The sequence below is a fragment of the Micromonospora pallida genome (assembly GCF_900090325.1).
Lineage (GTDB): Bacteria > Actinomycetota > Actinomycetes > Mycobacteriales > Micromonosporaceae > Micromonospora > Micromonospora pallida.
In genome coordinates this window covers 5109249-5127594 of record NZ_FMHW01000002.1, presented here as the reverse complement: position 1 = coordinate 5127594, position 18346 = coordinate 5109249, and the positions used below count along the sequence as shown (strand labels likewise).

Here is an 18346-nt window from a genome sequence, read left to right as displayed (position 1 = left end):
CAAGAAATGACGTGAACTGTCAGCGGCGCACCGCTTCCGGCCAGCCCGGACAGCGCCGGTCAGGCTGGTACGGCCAGTGCCGGCGGTGCCGGGCGCTGCGGGGCCGGAGCCGGGGCCGGACCGGGCCGCGCGGTGCCGGTCGGGGCGACCGCGGTGGAGCCACGGACCACCAACTCGGGGCGGAAGAGGTACTCCGAGTGCGGGGCGCCGTGTCCGTTGATCTCGTCGACCAGGGCGCGGACGGCGGCGACCGCCATCGCCACCACCGGCTGCCGCATCGTGGTCAGCGGTGGGTCGGTGAAGGCCATCAGTGGCGAGTCGTCGTACCCGACCACGGAGAGGTCGCCCGGGACGGCGAGACCGCGCTGCCGGGCGGCCCGGATCGCGCCCAGCGCCATCAGGTCGGAGCCGCAGACGATGCCGGTCACGCCCCGGTCGAGCAGCCGGGCGGCGGCGGCCTCGCCACCCTCCACTCCGAACAGGGAGAGCTCGGCCAGCGCCTCCAGCTCGGTCTCGGGCAGGTCGACCAGGCGCCGCATGGCGGCCTTGTAGCCAGCGACCCGGCGCTGGACGGGCACGAACCGGTCCGGGCCGGTGACCAGGCCGATCCGTCGGTGGCCCAGCGCGACCAGGTGGGCGATGGCCAGTTCGGTGGCCTCGCCGTCGTCGCAGGAGACGAAGGGCGCCGGAATGCCGGGCGCGAAGCCGTTGATCATCACGATCGGCAGCGGCCGGGCGATCAGGGCGCGGTACCGGTCGTGGCTGGCGGCGGTGTCGGCGTGCAGGCCGGAGACGAAGACGATCCCGGAGACCTGCCGGTCCAGCAGCATCTCGACGTACTCGTCCTCGGTGACGCCGCCCGGGGTCTGGGTGCACAGCACCGGGGTGAAGCCGCTCTGCGCCAGTGTGGACTCGATGGTCTGGGCGAACGCGGGGAAGATGGGGTTGTCCAGTTCGGGCACGACCAGCCCGACCAGTCCGGCGCTGCGTTTGCGCAGCCGGGCGGGACGCTCGTAACCGAGGACGTCCAGCGCGGTCAGCACGGCCTGCCGGGTTTCCGGGGCCACGCCGGGGCGGTCGTTGAGCACCCGCGACACCGTGGCCTCGCTGACTTCGGCCTGTTGGGCGATGTCGGACAGTCGAGCGCGCATGGGCCGCACTCTAGCTCAACCGCAACTTCTTGCGAACACTTATGCAAGCCCTTCCATTATCTGCAACGTCTTGCTAACGTCCCCGCAACACGCGAGAGCAGCGGCGCCGTACAGCGCCGGTTGGTACAAAATTCTACCGACGTTTCCCCTGGCGGGCCGTCCTTCCCCCGGGCAGCCTGCCTTGACGACAGGAGTACCGATGCGCATCCGTACCGCGGGTGTGGTCGCCGCCGTTGCCCTGGCGCTCGCCGCGTCCGGCTGTGGCGGCAGCGACAACAACGACGAGCCGGCCGCGAAGGAGTCCGCCAAGGCCTCCGGCGGCAAGCTGGTGATCTGGGCCGACGACAAGCGGGCCGCGGCCCTGAAGCCGTTCGCCGAGAAGTTCGGCACCGACAACGGCGTGACCGTCGAGGTGCAGGCCGTCTCCAAGGACCTCCAGACCAACTTCGTGACCGCCTCCCAGCAGGGCAGCGGTCCGGACGTCGTGGTCGGCGCGCACGACTGGATCGGCAACATGGTCCAGAACGGCGCGATCGAGCCGGTGCAGCTCGCCGCCGAGCAGAAGAGCGGCTTCAACGAGACCGCCATCAAGGCAGTCACCTTCAACGGCCAGCTCTACGGCGTTCCGTACGCGATGGAGAACCTGGCGTTGATCCGCAACACCGAGCTGGCCCCCGAGGCGCCGAAGACCATCGAGGACCTGGTCGCCACCGGCAAGAAGCTCAAGGCGGAGAAGAAGGCCACCGAGATCCTCTGCCTCCAGTCCGGCCAGAACGGCGACGCGTACCACATCTACCCGCTGTACACCTCGGGTGGCGGCTACCTCTTCGGCACCGCCGCCAACGGCGACTACGACCCGAAGGACCTCGGCGTCGGCAAGCCGGAGTCGATCGCGGCGTTCCAGAAGATCGCCAAGCTCGGTGAGAAGGGCGAGGGCGCGCTCAAGCGTTCCATCACCGGCGAGAACTCCATCGCCACCTTCACCGGCAAGAAGTGCGCCTTCCTGGTCTCCGGTCCGTGGGCCATCACCGACGCCAAGAAGGCCAACATCAAGTACGACATCTCCCCGGTCCCCGGCTTCGCCGGCGGCAAGGAGGCCCAGCCGTTCGTGGGCGTCCAGGCGTTCTACGTCGCCTCGAAGGGCAAGAACAAGGCCCTGGCCCAGGAGTTCGTGGCGAACCACGTCAGCACTACCGACCTGGCCGTGGCGCTCTACAACGCCGAGCCGCGTCCGCCGGCGCTGACCGCCGCCCTCGACCAGGTCAAGGGCAGCGACCCGGACCTGGCCAAGTTCCAGGAGGCCGGCAAGAACGGCCAGGTGCTCCCGGCGATCCCGGCGATGGCCGCGATCTGGGACCCGTTCGGCAAGGCCGAGGCCGCCATCATCGGTGGCGCCGACCCGGCGAAGACCATCACCGCCGCCGGCACGACGATCGCCGGCCAGATCAAGTAATGACCACATCGCTGTCCGGCTCGGGGCCTGGTACACAGGCCCCGGGCCGGGAGCCCACCGGCTCCCGGCCCGCGCGCAAGCGCCGCGCCGCGCGCAACGACGCGCCGATCACCGCCACCGGCCTCGCGGTGAAAGTGATCCTGCTCGGACTGACCGCCGGTATCGCGGTCTGGGCGGCCCTGCCGCTCATCGAGGCCGAGAAGTGGGTCGGACTGGCCCTGCTGCTGGCGACCACCGCCGGCCTGTTCTACCTGTACCTCACCCGCCGGCACGTCCCGGCCAAGTACCTGGTCCCCGGCACGCTCTTCCTGATCGCGTTCCAGGTCTTCCCGGTGCTCTACACGGCGAGCACCGCCTTCACCAACTTCGGTGACGGCCACCGGGGCAGCAAGGACGACGCGGTCGTCGCCATCCAGACCGCCTCGGTCAAGCAGGTGCCCGGCTCCACCGAGTACGCCCTCTCCGTCGCCACCCAGGGCGACCCGGCCACCGGTCCGCTGGTCTTCCTGGTCTCCGACCCGGCGACCGGCCAGGTCTCGGCCGGTGACGCGAACGGCCTGCGCGATCTGAACGCGGCGGACGTCACCGTCGCGACCGGGGGCAAGGTCACCGCGGCCGAGGGCTACACGATCCTCAACTTCGGTCAGGCCAGCGCGCGCAGCGAGGAGATCACCGCGCTGGTGGTGCCGACCGAGTCCGGCGCGCTGCGCTCGTCCGGCCTGTCCCGCGCCTACGAGGGCAAGGCGGTCCGCGCGTACGACGCGGGCTGCGACTGCATCCGGGACACCGAGACCGGCAAGACCTGGACGGCGGACGAGGAGACCGGCTCCTTCGTCGCCGCCGACGGGGAACGGCTGTCCCAGGGCTGGAAGGTCGGCGTCGGCCTGTCGAACTTCATCCGGGTGTTCACCGACTCGACCATCTCCGGGCCGTTCTTCGGGACCCTGCTCTGGAACTTCGCCTTCGCGATCGGCTCCACCGGGTTCACCTTCGTGCTCGGCATGGCCATCGCGCTGGCGCTGCACTCGCCCCGGATGCGCGGCACCAACATCTACCGGATCCTGCTGATCCTGCCGTACGCCATGCCGTCGTTCGCGATGCTGCTGGTCTGGCGGGACATGTTCAACACCGACTTCGGCCTGATCAACAACCTGTTCGGGATCGGTGTGGACTGGTTCGGGCAGGACTGGTCGGCCCGGGTCGCGGTGATCCTGGTGCAGCTCTGGCTCGGCTACCCGTACATGTTCCTGGTCGCCACCGGCGCGTTGCAGGCCATCCCGCGCGAGCTGACCGAGGCGACCTCGGTCGACGGGGCGTCGCCCTGGCAGTCGTTCCGGGCGGTCACCCTGCCCCTGCTGCTGGTCGCGCTCTCCCCGCTGTTGATCGCGTCGTTCGCGTACAACTTCAACAACTTCAACGCGATCTACCTGACCACCGAGGGTGGGCCGTTCCCGGCGGACAACCCGACCAGCGGCGCCACCGACCTGCTGATCACCTACACCTACCGGATGGCCTTCGGTGCCCAGGGCGCCGAGTACGGTCTGGCCGCCGCGGTGTCGATCTTCATCTTCACCATCGTCGCGGTGGTCTCGGCGGTCAGCTTCCGGCGCACCCGGCAGCAGGAGGAGGTGTACTCGTGACGGTCGCATCGGCACCGGCCGCCAACCGGAACGCTGATCGACGTGGGGGCCGCTGGTTCGCCCAGGTCGGCTGGCGGCACCTGGTCGGGGTGCTCGCGGTGGTGTTCAGCCTCTTCCCGATCCTGTTCGTGCTCTCGGCCGCGCTCAACCCGCTGGGCACCCTCAGCTCCACCGGCCTGGTGCCGACCGAGGGCGTGTCGGTCGAGAACTTCACCGGCCTGTTCGAGCGGACCGCCTTCGAGCGGTGGTTCCTGAACTCCCTGCTGGTGGCCGGGGTGGCCAGCTTCGTGTCGGTCTTCCTGTCCGCGCTGGCCGCGTACGCGTTCTCCCGGATGCGGTTCGCCGGCCGGCGGCCGGGACTGCTCGCGCTGCTGCTGATCCAAATGTTCCCGCAGTTCCTGGCGATCGTGGCGATCTTCCTGATCTTCACCACGGTCACCGACCTCTGGCCGTCGATCGGCTTCAACACCCCGTGGGGCCTGCTCCTGCTCTACCTCGGTGGGGCGCTCGGGTGAACACCTGGCTGATGAAGGGCTTCTTCGACACGCTTCCCCGGGAGCTGGACGAGTCGGCCACCATGGACGGCGCCACGCACGCCCAGGTCTTCTTCCGGATCATGCTGCCGCTGGTGGCGCCGATCCTGGCGGTGACCGGCCTGCTCGCCTTCATCGGCACGATCAACGAGTTCCTGATGGCGAACGTGTTCCTCACCGACGCGGAGTCGAAGACCCTCGCGGTCGGCATGTTCGGCCTGGTGGCCGGGGAACGGAACAACAACTTCGGCATCTTCGCGGCGGGCACCCTGCTCACCGCGATCCCGACGGTGCTGGTCTTCCAGCTCGTCCAGCGGTACATCGTCTCCGGCCTCACCGCCGGAGCGGTCAAGGGATAAATCGGATAGGTGGCCACTCGCCATCGTGGGCGAGGCGAGGGGTGCTGGTTCGCGGGCGCCCTGAGGCGAGTGGCGCCGCTCCGTGGACATCCCACCGGCAAGGGCGTCGGCGACGACGTACACCGGAGCAGTCGCGAACTGCCCGTCGGGTCACCCGACCCGGCGGGCAGTTTCGTCTTCTTTCCCCGAATTCCTCTCGGAAAGGGCTCCACCATGCAACCACACCACGACGGATCCGCCCGGTACGTTCCCGAGCAGGCCCCGAGCCTCGGCGACACCGTCCCGGTCTTCGTCCGGGTTCCGGCCGACGCCGATGTACGCCAGGTGCACCTGCGTACCACCCCGGACGGCGAGCCGCGCTTCGCCGAGGCCGTCGTCGACCGCCGCGACGGCGGGGACGTCTGGTGGCGGGCCGACGTGCCCGTCCGCAACCCGGTCACCAACTACCGGTTCATGCTGACCGGCCGGCGCGGCTACCGGTGGCTCAACGCCGCCGGGCCGGTCGACCACGACGTGCCGGACAACGCCGACTTCAAGCTGGTCACGTACGACCCGCCGCCGGCCTGGGCCCGGGACGCGGTGATCTACCAGATCTTCCCGGACCGGTTCGCCCGCTCGACGGCGGCCGCCTCGCGGACGGCCCCGGAGTGGGCGATCCCCTGCGACTGGGACACCCCGGTGATCGGGCGCGGCCCGGAGACCCCCTACCAGTTCTACGGCGGTGACCTGGACGGGATCACCGAGCACCTGGACCACCTGGACCGGCTCGGCGTCAACACCGTCTACCTCACCCCGGTCTTCCCGGCCCGCTCCAACCACCGGTACGACGCGGCCAGCTTCGACCGCGTCGATCCGCTCCTCGGCGGGGACGCCGCCCTGGCCCGGCTCGCCGACGCGGTCCACGCCCGGGGCTGGCGACTGCTCGGGGACATCACCAGCAACCACACCGGCGACGGACACGAGTGGTTCACCGGGGCCGCCGCCGATCCGCACGCGCCCGAACGGGAGCTGTACTACTTCGACGCGGACGGCGACTACGAGTCCTGGAACGGGGTCCGGTCGCTGCCGAAGCTGAACTGGGGCAGCGCGGAGCTGCGCCGCCGCTTCGCCACCGACCCCGACTCGCTGCTGCGTCGCTGGCTGCGCCCGCCGTACGGGCTGGACGGCTGGCGGGTGGACGTGGCGAACATGACCGGCCGGCGGAGCACCGACGCGTACACCCACGAGGTGGCGGCGCTGCTGCGGGCGGTGGCCGTCGACACCCGTCCGGACGCGCTCGTGATGGCCGAACACGGTCACGACCACACCGGCGACCTGGACCGGGACGGCTGGCACGGGACGATGAACTACGTCGGCTTCACCGACCCGGTGTGGAGCTGGCTGCGCGCCGGGGACGAGCCGGTGCCGAACTTCCTCGGCACCCCGGGCGGGGTGCTCCGGCGGGACGCGCAGACGGTGCTCGCCACCATGAACAGCTACCGGTCGCTGGTCTCCTGGCGGTCGTACAGCCACTCGTGGCAGCTGCTCGGCTCGCACGACTCGGCCCGGATCCGCACCGTGGTCGGGGACGCGGCCCGGCAGGAGGTGGCCGCCGGGCTGCTCGCCACCATGCCCGGCACACCGATGATCTTCGCCGGCGACGAGCTGGGGTTGACCGGCACGAACGGGGAGGGGTCGCGTACGCCGATGCCGTGGCACCGGCCGGAGACCTGGGACACGCGGACGTTCGAGACGTACCGGTCGTTGATCGCGCTGCGTCGCGCGGAGCCGGCGCTGCGCCACGGCGGCCTGCGCTGGCTGCACGCCGACGCCGACACGCTGGTGTTCGCCCGGGAGTCGGTCGAGGGCACCGCCGTGGTGCTGGCCCGCCGCGCGCCCGCCGGCCCGGTCCGCCTCACCGGCCTGCCGGCCGCCGACAACGTGTACGGCGGCGCGCCGGCCCTGCGCCCGGCCGCCGGCGGCACCGTCACGCTCCCCGGCGACGGCCCCACCTTCCAGGTCTGGCGGCACGGCTGACCTGTAGGCCGGGTCCGGTGATCGTCGGGCCCGGCCCTCAGGCGTCGGCGAGAAGGGCGCGGAGGCCGGCGAAGTAGGTCGCCCGGTCCGGGCGGCCGGTGAGGATCCGCTGTAGCAGATAGCCGAGGACCAGGCCGAACAGTGCGGCGGCAACACCCTCCACGTCGGCGTCGGAGGGCAGTTCGCCGCTGCGCTGGGCCCGCTGGACGACCACCGCGAACTGCGCCCGGATACCGGCGTACTTCGACGCGACCATCTCGGCCAGCGCCGGGTCGCGCAGCGACTCCGCCCACACCTGGAGGGCGATCCGGAGCCGGCCGTCCGCGCCAGAGTTGGCGTCCATGTAGTCCAGCGCCCGGTCCATCACCTCGATCACCGGCAGCGGCGGCTCCTCCTCGGCCAGCTCGGCGAAGATCCGGTCGGCACCGCCGACGACCGACTCGGCGATCGCCGCGATCAGGTCGTGCTTGCTGGGGAAGTAGCGGTAGACCGCGCCCACCGAGAGCTCCGCTTCGGCGATCACGTCCTGCATGGTGGTCTGGTGGAAGCCGTTGCGCAGGAAACAACGGCCGGCCGCGTCGACGATCTGCTGGCGACGGGCGGCGAGGTGTTCCGGCGAGACGCGAGGCACACCACATTGTAGAACGAGCGTTCGTTCTTGATTTTTCGTCGACAGGGAGGGAGTCTCGACCTCAAAGAGAATGAGCGTTCGTTTTAGAAGGAGTGTGGGATGTCGCTCGTCCGGTCACCCCTGAAGCTCGCCCTGCTGGTCGCCGCCCTGGTGGTTGGCGTGCAGGCGTTGTTGGTACCCCTGTTCGCAGCTCCCGCGGCGAACCTGGCGCCCCGCGACCTGCCGGTCGTGGTCGCCGGGCCGGCTCCCGCCGTGGACGACGTCGTCGCCCGGCTGACCGCCGCCCGGCCGGGCGGGTTCGCGGTCGTCACCCGCCCCGACGCGGCAGCCGCCGACGAGGTCCTGCGCGACCGCGCGGCGTACGCGGCCCTGGTCGTCGGTCCGGACGGGCTGACGCTGCACACCGCGCCCGGGGCCAGCCCCACGGTCGCCGCGCTGCTCACCGAGGCCGTCGGCGGCCTGGCCGGCGGCCGACCGGTGTCCGTGGTGGAGGTGGTCCCCACCGATCCGGACGACCCGCGCGGCACCGGACTGGCCGCCGGTTTCCTGCCGCTCACGCTGACCAGCCTGATCGTCGGGGCGGCGCTCTCCCTCCTGGTCGCCGGGCGGGTCGCCCGGCTGGTCGGCCTGGTGGCCTACGCGGTGCTGGCCGGCGCGGGCGGGGCGCTCGTGCTGCACGGCTGGCTGGGCATCCTCGACGGGAACGTGCTCGCCGAGGCGGCGGCGATGGGACTGTTCGCGCTGGCCGCGTCGGCCACCGTCGCCGGGCTCGGCGCGCTGGTCGGCCGGCCGGGAATCGGGCTCGGCGCGCTGCTGGTGTTCCTGGTCGGCAACCCGCTCTCGGCGGCCAGTGCCGCCCCCGAGCTGTTGCCGCAGCCGTGGGGGGCGATCGGGCAGTGGTTGCCGGCCGGTGCCGGGAGCACCCTGCTCCGCTCGGTCGCGTTCCTCGACGGCGCCGGTGCCGGCCAGGCGATCGCCGCACTGGTCGGCTACGCGGTGATCGGAGTCGGTCTGACCCTGGTGGGCCGGCGCGCTCCGGCGGACGCCCACCGGGCGCGGCCCGCCCCCACCCCGGGCGGGCCGCCGCGCCGGCGACGGTCACTGGCTGACGCCCGCCCGGATGGTTGCAGGGGACCCTTGCTACCGCATTTTGCCGAGGAAGGGCCCCCTGCAACCACGAGTCGCCCCAGGGGTGGCTACTACGGCGTGTCGTTGATCAGGGAGGATGTGCACGTGGAAGCTATCCGGCTCGTACTGCTCTATGCCCACCTGATCGGGTTCGCGTTGCTGCTCGGCGGGGCCGTGGCCCAGCTCGCCTCCGGACGGATCAGGATCAATCCCGCGATGCTCTGGGGATCGATCATCCAACTGGTGACCGGGTTGGGCCTCTCCGCCCCGCTGCGGGACGGCGACGAACCGGCCCCGGCAAAGCTTGTTACCAAGTTGGTGCTCGCGCTGCTCATCTTCGTCATGGTTTTCTTCTCCCGGAAGCGGGCGGAGGTCAATCGCGGGCACTTCCTGGCGATCGTCGGGTTGACCCTGGTCAACGCGGCGGTGGCGGTCTTCTGGCGGTGACGTCCGAGGTGGCCGGACGCCAGCGTCCCGGGAGTGTCCGGATCCCCGTGAAGCCGACGGGTGACCTGCCACACGCAACGGTTACGCCGCGGTAACAGCCGCCCAACAGTCCTGCACGATTGTCGGTCGGCGGGAGGGCGTGCGGCTACGCTTCGCGTCCGTAACGTGAGACGCCGGCGGCAAGGCGCAGGCCGGCTTGATGACCGCCACCGCCGTACAGCGGTGGCGATGGGGAGGGAGTCGTCTTGCGCTCTGTGCGTGGGATGCGGGTCGTCTCGGCGCTCGCGATCGGCGGGCTGGTGCTCGGTGCCGCCGCGTGTGGTGAGGCTCCGGAGGAGAACACCGGCGCCGGCGAGGGTGGCGAGAAGTACACCGCCTGCATGGTGACCGACGTCGGCGGTATCGACGACAAGTCGTTCAACACCTCGGCCTGGGCGGGCCTGCAGGCCGCCAACGCCAAGAACAGCAACATCGAGATCAAGTACGTGGCGTCCAAGGCCGAGGCCGACTACGAGCCGAACCTGACCCAGTACGTCAACCAGAAGTGCAACTTCGTCCTGGCCGTCGGCGGCCTGATGCTCGACGCCACCTCGAAGATCGCCAAGGCGAACCCGAACCAGCAGTTCGGCATCGTGGACGCGAAGGTGCCGGAGACCAACGTCTTCCCGATGCAGTTCGACACCGCCCAGGCAGCCTTCCTGGCCGGCTACCTGGCGGCGGGTATGACCAAGACCGGCACGGTCGGCACCTACGGCGGCATGAAGATCCCGCCGGTGACCATCTTCATGGACGGCTTCGTCGACGGGGTCGCCCACTACAACAAGGCCAAGGGCAAGAACGTCAAGGTCATCGGCTGGGACAAGGCCACCCAGAACGGCTCGTTCACCAACGACTTCGTCAAGCAGGACGAGGGCAAGAAGGTCGGCGACACCCTGGTCGCCCAGGGCGCGGACATCATCATGCCGGCCGCCGGTGGCTCCGGCGTGGGCACCACCGCCGCGGCGGTGGCCTCCAACGGCAAGTTCTCGACGATCTGGGTGGACAGCGACGGCTGCGAGAGCACCCCGCACTGCGCGGCGATCATCACCACCGTGATCAAGAACGTTAAGGACGCGGTGACCGACGCGGTGACCCGCGCCGCCGATGGCGAGAAGCTGGACCAGGCCAAGGGCTTCCTCGGCACCCTGGAGAACAACGGTGTCGGCCTCGCCTCGTACCACGAGTTCGACAGCAAGGTCCCGGCCGAGCTGAAGGCCGAGATCGACAAGCTCAAGGCCGACATCGTCGCCGGCACCGTCACCGTCACCTCCGCGGCCCAGCCGAAGTGACCCCGGACCGGCCGTCGGCGGCGCGACCGCCGATCCGGTGGCCGGCCGTCACAGCGGTATGAGCATGCGGTCGCCGCGGGCGCTCCGAGCCAGCTCGGAACGCCCGCGGCGACCCCGCTGCGGATCGACGAACCTGTTCCTCGCCGGGCCTCCCGGCGGCTAGGCTGCACCATCGCTCGGACTCGGGAGGTTCCGCTGAGACTCGAACTGCGTGGCATCACCAAGCGGTTCGGTGATCTGGTTGCCAACGACCACATCGACCTGACGGTGGAGCCTGGAGAGATTCACGCGCTGCTCGGCGAGAACGGCGCGGGCAAGTCGACCCTGATGAACGTCCTCTACGGGCTCTACCAGCCGGACGAGGGCGAGATCCTGGTCGACGGGAAGCCGCTGGAGCTGCGTGGGCCGTCGGACGCGATCGCGGCCGGCATCGGCATGGTGCACCAGCACTTCATGCTGGTGCCCGTCTTCACCGTCACCGAGAACGTGATGCTCGGCGCCGAGCAGGTACGTGGCGGCCTCGCCGGCTTCCTCGACAAGCGGCGCGCCCGGCGTCAGGTGGTCGAGGTCTCGGAGCGCTACCACCTGCGGGTCGACCCGGACGCGGTGATCGAGGACCTGCCGGTCGGCATCCAGCAGCGGGTCGAGATCGTCAAGGCGCTGACCCGAGAGGTCGACCTGCTCATCCTGGACGAGCCGACCGCGGTGCTCACTCCGCAGGAGACCGAGGAACTGCTCACCGTCATGCGGTCGCTCAAGGAGGCCGGCAAGTCGATCGTCTTCATCACCCACAAGCTGGGTGAGGTCAAGGCCATCGCCGACCGGATCACGGTGATCCGCCGGGGCCGGACCGTCGGCACCGCCTCACCGGAGGCGAGCCGGGACGAACTCGCCGCACTGATGGTCGGGCGCCACGTCCAACTCACCGTCGACAAGACCCCAGCCCAGCCCGGCGAGCCGGTGCTGGAGGTGAGCGGCCTGGTCGTCGACGACGAACGGCAGTGCCGGGCGGTGGACGGAGTGGACCTGACCGTACGCGCCGGTGAGGTGCTCGGTATCGCCGGCGTACAGGGCAACGGCCAGACCGAGCTGATCGAGGCGATCATGGGGCTGCGGCCGGCGCTCGCCGGTTCGGTGGCCCTGGCCGGGGAGCGGATCGACGGCTGGTCGACCAAGAAGGTGCTCCGCGCCGGGGTCGGCTACGTGCCGGAGGACCGCAGTGTCGACGGCGTGGTCAAGGAGTTCTCGGTCGCGGAGAACCTGGTTCTCGACATCTACGGACAGCCGCCGTTCAGCAGCGGGCTGGCGCTGAAGCCGGACGCGATCGCCCAGTCGGCCGCCGAGCGGATCAGCCAGTTCGACATCCGTACGCCCAGCGCCGAAGCCGCGGTGGGCACCCTCTCCGGCGGTAACCAGCAGAAGGTGATCGTGGCGCGGGAATTGTCCCGCCCGCTGAAGCTCTTCGTGGCCGCGCAACCCACCCGAGGGGTGGATGTCGGCTCGATCGAGTTCATCCACGGGCGCATCGTGCACGAGCGGGACGTCGGAACGGCGGTGCTGGTGGTCTCCAGCGAGCTGGACGAGGTGATCGGCCTGGCCGACCGGATCGCGGTGATGTACCGGGGCCGGATCCTGAAGATCGTCTCTCCGGACACCCCGCGTGAGGAGATCGGTCTGTTGATGGCTGGTGTCACCGGCGAGGCGGCCACACCCACGACTACCGATCCCCTTCCAACAATCGAGGCATCACGATGAGCGAGCTCGGCGGCGGGACGGCCCCGCCGGTCAAGGAGCGGGCGGACCAGGCGGCGGGCGCCGACCCGGGCACCCGTACCCCGGCCGGGACGAAGGCACCGGGCGGCGCCGGCGAGCCGCACGGCTCGCTGGGCAGCCGGTTCCTGCACAACCTCTGGGCGGCCAACACCTACATGGTCACCGTGCTGGCCATCCTGTTGGCGATGGTGATCGGCGCCATCCTGATCATCATCTCGGACCGGGAGGTGCTGGCCGCCTACGGCTACTTCACCGCCCGTCCGACCGACGCGCTCAGCTCCAGTTGGGCCGTGGTCAGCGAGGCGTACGCCAACCTGTTCAAGGGGGCGGTGGTCGACCCGGCTGCGGTCTCCGCCTGGATCGACGGCTCCGGCGGCTGGCAGCCGGTGTTCGCGCCGATCTCCGAGACGCTCACCTACACCACGCCGCTGGTCTTCACCGGTCTGTCGGTGGCCCTGGCGTTCCGGGGTGGGCTGTTCAACATCGGCGCGCAGGGGCAGGCGACCCTCGGTGTGGTCCTGGCCGCGCTGGCCGGCTTCATGCTGCCGCTGCCACCGGTGGTGCACCTGGTCGTGGCGGTGGCCGCCGGTGCGCTCGGCGGCGCGGTCTGGGGATTCGTCCCGGGCTTCCTCAAGGCACGGACCGGCGCCCACGAGGTGATCAACACGATCATGCTCAACTACGTCGCGTTCTACCTGCTGTCCTGGACGATCATGCAGGACGGTGTGCACGCGCCCGACCGGTCCGACGCGATCAGCCGCGCAGTCGACCCGTCGGCCCAACTGCCCCGGTTGCTCGGCGGCGATCTGCGGGTGCACGCCGGCATCCTGCTGGCCGTACTGGCCACCTGGGCGGTCGCCTGGCTGCTCAACCGCTCGACCTTCGGATTCGAACTGCGCGCCGTCGGCGCCAACCCGGACGCCGCCCGGACCGCCGGGATCAGCGTGAGCCGCACGTACGTGCTGCTCATGGTGATCGCCGGTGCGCTGGCCGGGCTCGGCGGGGCGAACATGGTGGTCGGCTCCACGGCGAACTCGCTCACTCCGCTCGTGGTGGCCCAGATCGGCTTCGACGGCATCCTGGTCGCCCTGCTGGGCCGGGTCACCCCCTGGGGGGTCGCCATGGCCGCGCTGCTGTTCGGCGCGCTGCAGGCCGGCGGCAACCGGATGCAGTCGTACTCCGGGATCTCACTGGAACTGGTCACCGTGCTACAGGCGTTGATCGTCATCTTCATCGCCGCGCCGGCACTGGTGAAGGCGATCTTCCAGCTCCGCGCCGCACGGGCCGCCCGCCTGCAGACCAGCCTCGCGAAGGGCTGGTAGCCGTGGTGGGCACGAGGAACCGACGAGCAGGGCGCGTGAACTCCGCAGTTGCGAACGGAGATGGATAGATGTCGACGATGACTGTCGACGAGGTCGTGGTCGCCCCCGTGCAACGTGGGTTCTGGACCCGGGACCGTAAGGTCGGCCTCGGATTGGCGCTGTTCGGGGTCCTGGCGACCGTGCTCTTCGGAGCGCTGGCCACCGGGGAGCAGGCCCGGTTCACCCTCAGCGAGGACGCGGGTGGCGCCGCGCTGGAGATCAACGGCACTCTCGGCGCGGTTGTGTTCGGGCTGGTCTCGGCGGCGGCCGGGGTGGCGCTGCTGTCCGGTGCCGCCGCTGGCTGGTTCCGGCTGCTGCTCGCCGTCGGCGTGCTCGGTTTCGTGTTCTCGTTCCTCTGCTGGCAGGTCTCGGCCGCGCCAGCGGGGCAGAACTTCATGCCGATGGTGAACATCGTCCGGAACACCTTCCTGCTGGCCCTGCCGCTGATCTTCGGGTCGCTCGCCGGGGTGCTCTGTGAACGCTCCGGCGTGGTGAACGTGGCGATCGAGGGCCAACTGCTGATGGGCGCGTTCGCCGGCGCACTGTTCGGCACCCTCTCCGGCAGCCTCTGGGTGGGCCTGTTCGCCGCCGCGCTGGGCGGTGCCTTCATCTCGCTGCTGCTGGCCGTCTTCACCATCCGTTACCTGGTCGACCAGGTCGTGATGGGGATCGTGCTCAACCTGTTGGCGGTCGGCCTGACCGGGTTCATCTACGAACGGCTGATGCAGCCGGACGCGCCGACCTACAACCAGCCGCCGCATGCCAGTACCTGGTCGATCCCGCTGCTCTCCGACATCCCGGTGATCGGCCCGGCGCTGTTCGAGGGCAACTTCTTCCTCTACCTGGCGCTGATCCTGGTGCTGGTGGTGCAGTTCGGGCTGTTCCGTACCCGGTGGGGCCTGCGGACCCGAGCCGTCGGCGAGCACCCCACCGCCGCTGACACCCTCGGGGTACAGGTGCTTCGGGTGCGGTACCGCAACGTGCTGCTGGCCGGGGTGGTGGCCGGGATCGGCGGTGCCTCCTACACGCTGGCCCTCTACTCGTTCAGCAAGAACATGATCGGAGGTAAGGGCTTCATCGCGCTGGCCGCGCTGATCTTCGGCCGGTGGAGTCCCACCGGGGCGCTGCTCGCCTCCCTCTTCTTCGGCTTCGCCGACCAGCTCGGCACCTACCTGAGCGCGATCAACAGTGTGATCCCGGGCGAGTTCCTGGCCATGCTGCCGTACCTGGCCACGATGCTGGCGGTGGCCGGTCTGGTCGGCAAGGTCCGCGCGCCGGCCGCCGACGGCAAGCCGTACATCAAGGGCTGACCGCTCACGTCCGTGGGCCCGGTGGGATCGATCCCACCGGGCCCACGCGTCTTCCGGTCGCCGATCCGACGGTACGTCCCGGGGCTCGTCCGCCGTCGCTAACGTGTCGAGGATGGACGAACGGGGGAGTGATGGGTGGTATCTGCTCGCCGGGGTGCTGGTCGCCGCCTTCGTGGCCGCGCTCGGCGGTGCGGCCCTGGCCGACGGGTGGCAGAGCCAGGCGCGTGCCGTAGCGGACTGCGAGTCGGAGACCTTCGGTGCCTGCCTGGGCCAGGCACTCCTGGGCGGCCCGCTGCTGCTCGTCGGCGTGTCGGTGGCGGCCGCGGCGGTGTGGCTGGCCCAGCGGGTGATGGGGACCGCCCATCCGGAGTGGGGCACCGTGCTCGGCACGGCCGCCACCACCGGTGCGCTGCTGCTCTGGGAGGCCGGGCACCCACGCTGGGTGCCGCCGCCGTCCGACCTGGCCGCCCTGCTGGCCGGGGTCGGCGTTGCCATCGGCGTGACGGTCGTGGCCGTCCCGTTGCCGCGCCTGCTCCGGGCGGCGTTGGCGGTGGCGTTGGCCGTGCCGTTCGCGGTGTATCCGAACCTGTCCCGGGAGACCCGCCGGGCCGACCTCGCGGACCGGCTCGACCGCGCCGGACTGCCTCTGCTGGTGTCCCGGGCGGAAGGCTTCGCGGTCAAAACGGCCTGGGCGAATCCGGGACGCCGGTTCGTGGTTGTGACGGTGGGCCGGAAGACGGACCCGCGCACCGACGGGACGTCCCGGGACCGGGACGTCACGATCCGGGTGGTGCCGGTGCCGGCGGACTTCGCCCCACCCGCGCGGTGCGGCCCCACGGTGGCCGAGTTGCGGGTGCCCGACCGCGCCCCGACACCACCGCTCGACCCGTCCTGCCGGCCGGTCGGGCCGGACCACTGGACCCGCACCGAGGCGGACGTCGAGGTCCACCTGCTCCGGCGCGGCGACGCATTGGTGCTGGTCCAGCCCGACTGGAACGCGTCGGACGGAGACGCGGCGACGGTGGCGGGCAGCCTCACCGAGGTGGCCCCGCGTCGACTGGCCGACCTCGCTGTCGACTGACGGCTCGTGCCGGGTCCGGTCGCGGTGGGCCGGGCCGCCGGGCTGGTCCCGCGTCGGCCAGCGGGCCGACGTCGACCCGGCCGGACCCCGCTGCAGGTAGTCGCGGGGGTGGGGCAGAATCGCCGGCATGGACATCGACTGGGAGCGGCTGCGCGCCGCCGCCACCGAGGCCATGCGGCACGCCTACGTCCCCTACTCGAGGTTCCCGGTTGGCGCCGCCGCCCTGGTCGACGACGGCCGGGTGGTGGTCGGCTGCAACGTCGAGAACGCCGCGTACGGGGTGGTGCTCTGCGCCGAGTGTGGCGTGGTCTCCGCGCTGCACTCCTCCGGTGGCGGGCGGCTGATCGCCCTCTCCTGCGTGGACGCCACCGGCGAGCCGCTGATGCCGTGCGGCCGGTGCCGGCAGATCCTCTGGGAGCACGGCGGCCCGGAGTGCCTGATCGAGGCGAAGGGCGGCCCGCTGCGGATGGCCGAGCTGCTGCCGCACGCGTTCGACGTGGCCGACCTGGAGGCGGTGGTCGGCGAGGTCCCGGTGCCGGTGGTGCCGGAGCGGCTGGCCGCCTGGCGGGGCCGGGGCACCGTCTTCGTGCATCCGGACCTGAACGCCGGGCAGCAGGTCTGGACGGCGTACTGGGAGCGGTCGGCCGGCGACGACGTCGGCGCCGAGACCGGTGTGCTGGAGGAGGGTCCCACCTGGGACGACCCGGCTGCGGCGATCACCTGGGGGCACGCCCGGACGCCCCGGGTGGTGGTGGTCGACGCGACCGGCACCATGTACTGGGCCGGCGAGGGCGAACCGCCGACGGAGGTCCCGGTCCGCTGGCCCGGCCAGCAGTCCGGCGAGGGGGAGCGATGAGCGGGTTCGCGGCGGTCGACGTCATCCGGACCAAGCGGGACGGCGGCGTGCTCGCCGACGCGCAGATCGACTGGGTGGTCGACGCGTACACCCGGGGGCTGGTGGCCGACGAGCAGATGTCCGCGCTGGCCATGGCGATCCTGCTGCGCGGCATGACGCTCCCGGAGATCGCCCGCTGGACGGCCGCGATGATCGCCAGCGGCGAGCGGCTGGACCTCTCCGCCGTCGACCGGCCCACCGTCGACAAGCACTCCACCGGCGGCGTCGGAGACAAGATCACGCTTCCGCTGACCCCGCTGGTCGCGGCCTGCGGCGCGGCCGTGCCGCAGCTCTCCGGGCGGGGCCTCGGGCACACCGGCGGCACCCTCGACAAGCTCGAGTCGATCCCCGGTTGGCGGGCGTCCCTGACCAACGACGAGTTCCTCACCCAGCTCCGCGAGGTCGGCGCGGTGATCTGCGCGGCCGGCGCGGGGCTCGCCCCGGCCGACCGCAAGCTCTACGCCCTGCGCGACGTCACCGGGACCGTCGAGGCGATCCCGCTGATCGCCAGTTCGATCATGAGCAAGAAGATCGCCGAGGGCACCGGCGCGCTGGTGCTCGACGTGAAGGTCGGCTCCGGCGCGTTCATGAAGTCCGTCGACCAGGCCCGGGAACTGGCCCGCACCATGGTCGGACTGGGCGGCGCGCACGGCGTGCGGACCGTCGCCCTGCTCACCGACATGTCCACCCCGCTCGGTCTGGCCGTCGGCAACGCGGTCGAGGTGGCCGAGTCGGTGGAGGTGCTCGCCGGCGGCGGTCCCGCCGACGTGGTCGAGCTGACCCTCGCCCTGGCCCGGGAGATGCTCGACGCCGCCGGGCTGCCGGACGCCGACCCGGCCGCCGCGCTGCGGGACGGTCGGGCGATGGACGCCTGGCGGGCGATGGTCAAGGCGCAGGGCGGCGACCCGGACGCTCCGATGCCGAAGGCGAACGAGGTCGAGGTGGTTCGCGCGGAGGCCGACGGGTTCGTCGCCGCGGTCGACGCGTACGCGATCGGGGTGGCCGCCTGGCGGCTCGGCGCGGGCCGGGCCCGCAAGGAGGACCCGGTCAGCGTCCCCGCCGGGGTGGTGCTGCACAGGCGTCCCGGTGACCCGGTCCGGGCCGGCGAACCCCTCTACGAGCTGCGCGCCGAGGACGCCGCCCGGATCCCGGCCGCGCGGGCCGAGGCGGCGGAGGCGGTCCGGATCACCCAGACCGCGCCGGCGGCGACCCCGCTGGTGATCGAGCGGATCGCCTGAGG

13 protein-coding genes and 1 pseudogene are annotated in these 18346 nt (G+C 71.2%); 12 read left to right on the top strand and 2 right to left on the bottom strand.

Annotated elements, in window-relative coordinates; all coding sequences use genetic code 11:
- Positions 1-59 precede the first annotated feature (59 nt).
- Positions 60-1151: a LacI family DNA-binding transcriptional regulator gene (locus GA0074692_RS21175; protein ID WP_091646917.1), complete on the bottom strand. Its 1092-nt coding sequence runs from the start codon at positions 1149-1151 to the stop codon at positions 60-62.
- 199 nt (positions 1152-1350) lie between these two features.
- Here GA0074692_RS21175 and GA0074692_RS21170 point away from each other — a divergent pair, with 199 nt between their 5' ends.
- The 4 genes and pseudogenes from GA0074692_RS21170 (at position 1351) to GA0074692_RS21155 (ending at position 7152) form a co-directional block, all read left to right on the top strand.
- A complete protein-coding gene (locus GA0074692_RS21170; protein WP_091646916.1) occupies positions 1351-2604 on the top strand; it encodes a sugar ABC transporter substrate-binding protein in 1254 nt (417 codons plus the stop codon).
- Positions 2604-4244, top strand: a complete 1641-nt coding sequence (locus GA0074692_RS21165) for an ABC transporter permease subunit (protein WP_091646915.1) — start codon at positions 2604-2606, stop codon at positions 4242-4244. The genes GA0074692_RS21170 and GA0074692_RS21165 overlap by 1 nt, the downstream gene beginning before the upstream one ends.
- Positions 4241-5136, top strand: a pseudogene (locus GA0074692_RS21160) (sugar ABC transporter permease). The gene GA0074692_RS21165 and the pseudogene GA0074692_RS21160 overlap by 4 nt, the downstream one beginning before the upstream one ends.
- 213 nt (positions 5137-5349) lie before the next feature.
- Entirely contained in the window at positions 5350-7152 is a 1803-nt protein-coding gene (locus tag GA0074692_RS21155; protein ID WP_091646914.1) for a glycoside hydrolase family 13 protein, read from the top strand.
- A 37-nt stretch (positions 7153-7189) separates the two neighbouring features.
- Here the strand turns inward: GA0074692_RS21155 and GA0074692_RS21150 are convergent, their stop codons facing one another.
- Positions 7190-7783: a TetR/AcrR family transcriptional regulator gene (locus GA0074692_RS21150; RefSeq protein ID WP_091646913.1), complete on the bottom strand. Its 594-nt coding sequence runs from the start codon at positions 7781-7783 to the stop codon at positions 7190-7192.
- 1233 nt (positions 7784-9016) lie between these two features.
- Between GA0074692_RS21150 and GA0074692_RS35400 the strand changes: the two genes are divergently transcribed.
- The 8 genes from GA0074692_RS35400 to GA0074692_RS21110 all read left to right on the top strand — a co-directional run bounded on the left by GA0074692_RS35400 (position 9017) and on the right by GA0074692_RS21110 (position 18344).
- A complete protein-coding gene (locus tag GA0074692_RS35400) occupies positions 9017-9358 on the top strand; it encodes a hypothetical protein (RefSeq protein ID WP_218106798.1) in 342 nt (113 codons plus the stop codon).
- A 263-nt stretch (positions 9359-9621) separates the two neighbouring features.
- Positions 9622-10686 (top strand): BMP family lipoprotein, encoded by a 1065-nt coding sequence (locus GA0074692_RS21140; protein ID WP_091646912.1) that lies wholly within the window; start codon positions 9622-9624, stop codon positions 10684-10686.
- A gap of 171 nt (positions 10687-10857) precedes the next feature.
- Positions 10858-12441, top strand: a complete 1584-nt coding sequence (locus tag GA0074692_RS21135; protein WP_342672870.1) for an ABC transporter ATP-binding protein — start codon at positions 10858-10860, stop codon at positions 12439-12441.
- Positions 12438-13781, top strand: a complete 1344-nt coding sequence (locus tag GA0074692_RS21130) for an ABC transporter permease (RefSeq protein ID WP_091646910.1) — start codon at positions 12438-12440, stop codon at positions 13779-13781. The genes GA0074692_RS21135 and GA0074692_RS21130 overlap by 4 nt, the downstream gene beginning before the upstream one ends.
- A 68-nt stretch (positions 13782-13849) precedes the next feature.
- On the top strand, positions 13850-15130 hold the full coding sequence (locus tag GA0074692_RS21125) for an ABC transporter permease (RefSeq protein ID WP_091646909.1): 1281 nt from the start codon (positions 13850-13852) through the stop codon (positions 15128-15130).
- A gap of 112 nt (positions 15131-15242) precedes the next feature.
- Positions 15243-16211, top strand: coding sequence for a hypothetical protein (locus tag GA0074692_RS21120; RefSeq protein WP_091646908.1), 969 nt, complete (start codon positions 15243-15245; stop codon positions 16209-16211).
- 127 nt (positions 16212-16338) lie between these two features.
- A complete protein-coding gene (locus tag GA0074692_RS21115; protein ID WP_091646907.1) occupies positions 16339-17067 on the top strand; it encodes a cytidine deaminase in 729 nt (242 codons plus the stop codon).
- Positions 17064-18344, top strand: coding sequence for a thymidine phosphorylase (locus GA0074692_RS21110; RefSeq protein WP_091646906.1), 1281 nt, complete (start codon positions 17064-17066; stop codon positions 18342-18344). Before GA0074692_RS21115 ends, GA0074692_RS21110 begins: the two co-directional genes overlap by 4 nt.
- The last annotated feature ends 2 nt before the right edge of the window (positions 18345-18346 follow it).

Excerpts from the sequence above, each read along its gene's own strand:
- GA0074692_RS21175 (WP_091646917.1), bottom strand. The coding sequence starts at position 1,151 with ATGCGCGCTCGACTGTCCGACATCGCCCAACAGGCCGAAGTCAGCGAG.
- GA0074692_RS21170 (WP_091646916.1), top strand. The coding sequence starts at position 1,351 with ATGCGCATCCGTACCGCGGGTGTGGTCGCCGCCGTTGCCCTGGCGCTC.
- GA0074692_RS21165 (WP_091646915.1), top strand. The coding sequence starts at position 2,604 with ATGACCACATCGCTGTCCGGCTCGGGGCCTGGTACACAGGCCCCGGGC.
- GA0074692_RS21155 (WP_091646914.1), top strand. The coding sequence starts at position 5,350 with ATGCAACCACACCACGACGGATCCGCCCGGTACGTTCCCGAGCAGGCC.
- GA0074692_RS21140 (WP_091646912.1), top strand. The coding sequence starts at position 9,622 with ATGCGGGTCGTCTCGGCGCTCGCGATCGGCGGGCTGGTGCTCGGTGCC.
- GA0074692_RS21130 (WP_091646910.1), top strand. The coding sequence starts at position 12,438 with ATGAGCGAGCTCGGCGGCGGGACGGCCCCGCCGGTCAAGGAGCGGGCG.
- GA0074692_RS21125 (WP_091646909.1), top strand. The coding sequence starts at position 13,850 with ATGTCGACGATGACTGTCGACGAGGTCGTGGTCGCCCCCGTGCAACGT.
- GA0074692_RS21120 (WP_091646908.1), top strand. The coding sequence starts at position 15,243 with ATGGACGAACGGGGGAGTGATGGGTGGTATCTGCTCGCCGGGGTGCTG.
- GA0074692_RS21115 (WP_091646907.1), top strand. The coding sequence starts at position 16,339 with ATGGACATCGACTGGGAGCGGCTGCGCGCCGCCGCCACCGAGGCCATG.
- GA0074692_RS21110 (WP_091646906.1), top strand. The coding sequence starts at position 17,064 with ATGAGCGGGTTCGCGGCGGTCGACGTCATCCGGACCAAGCGGGACGGC.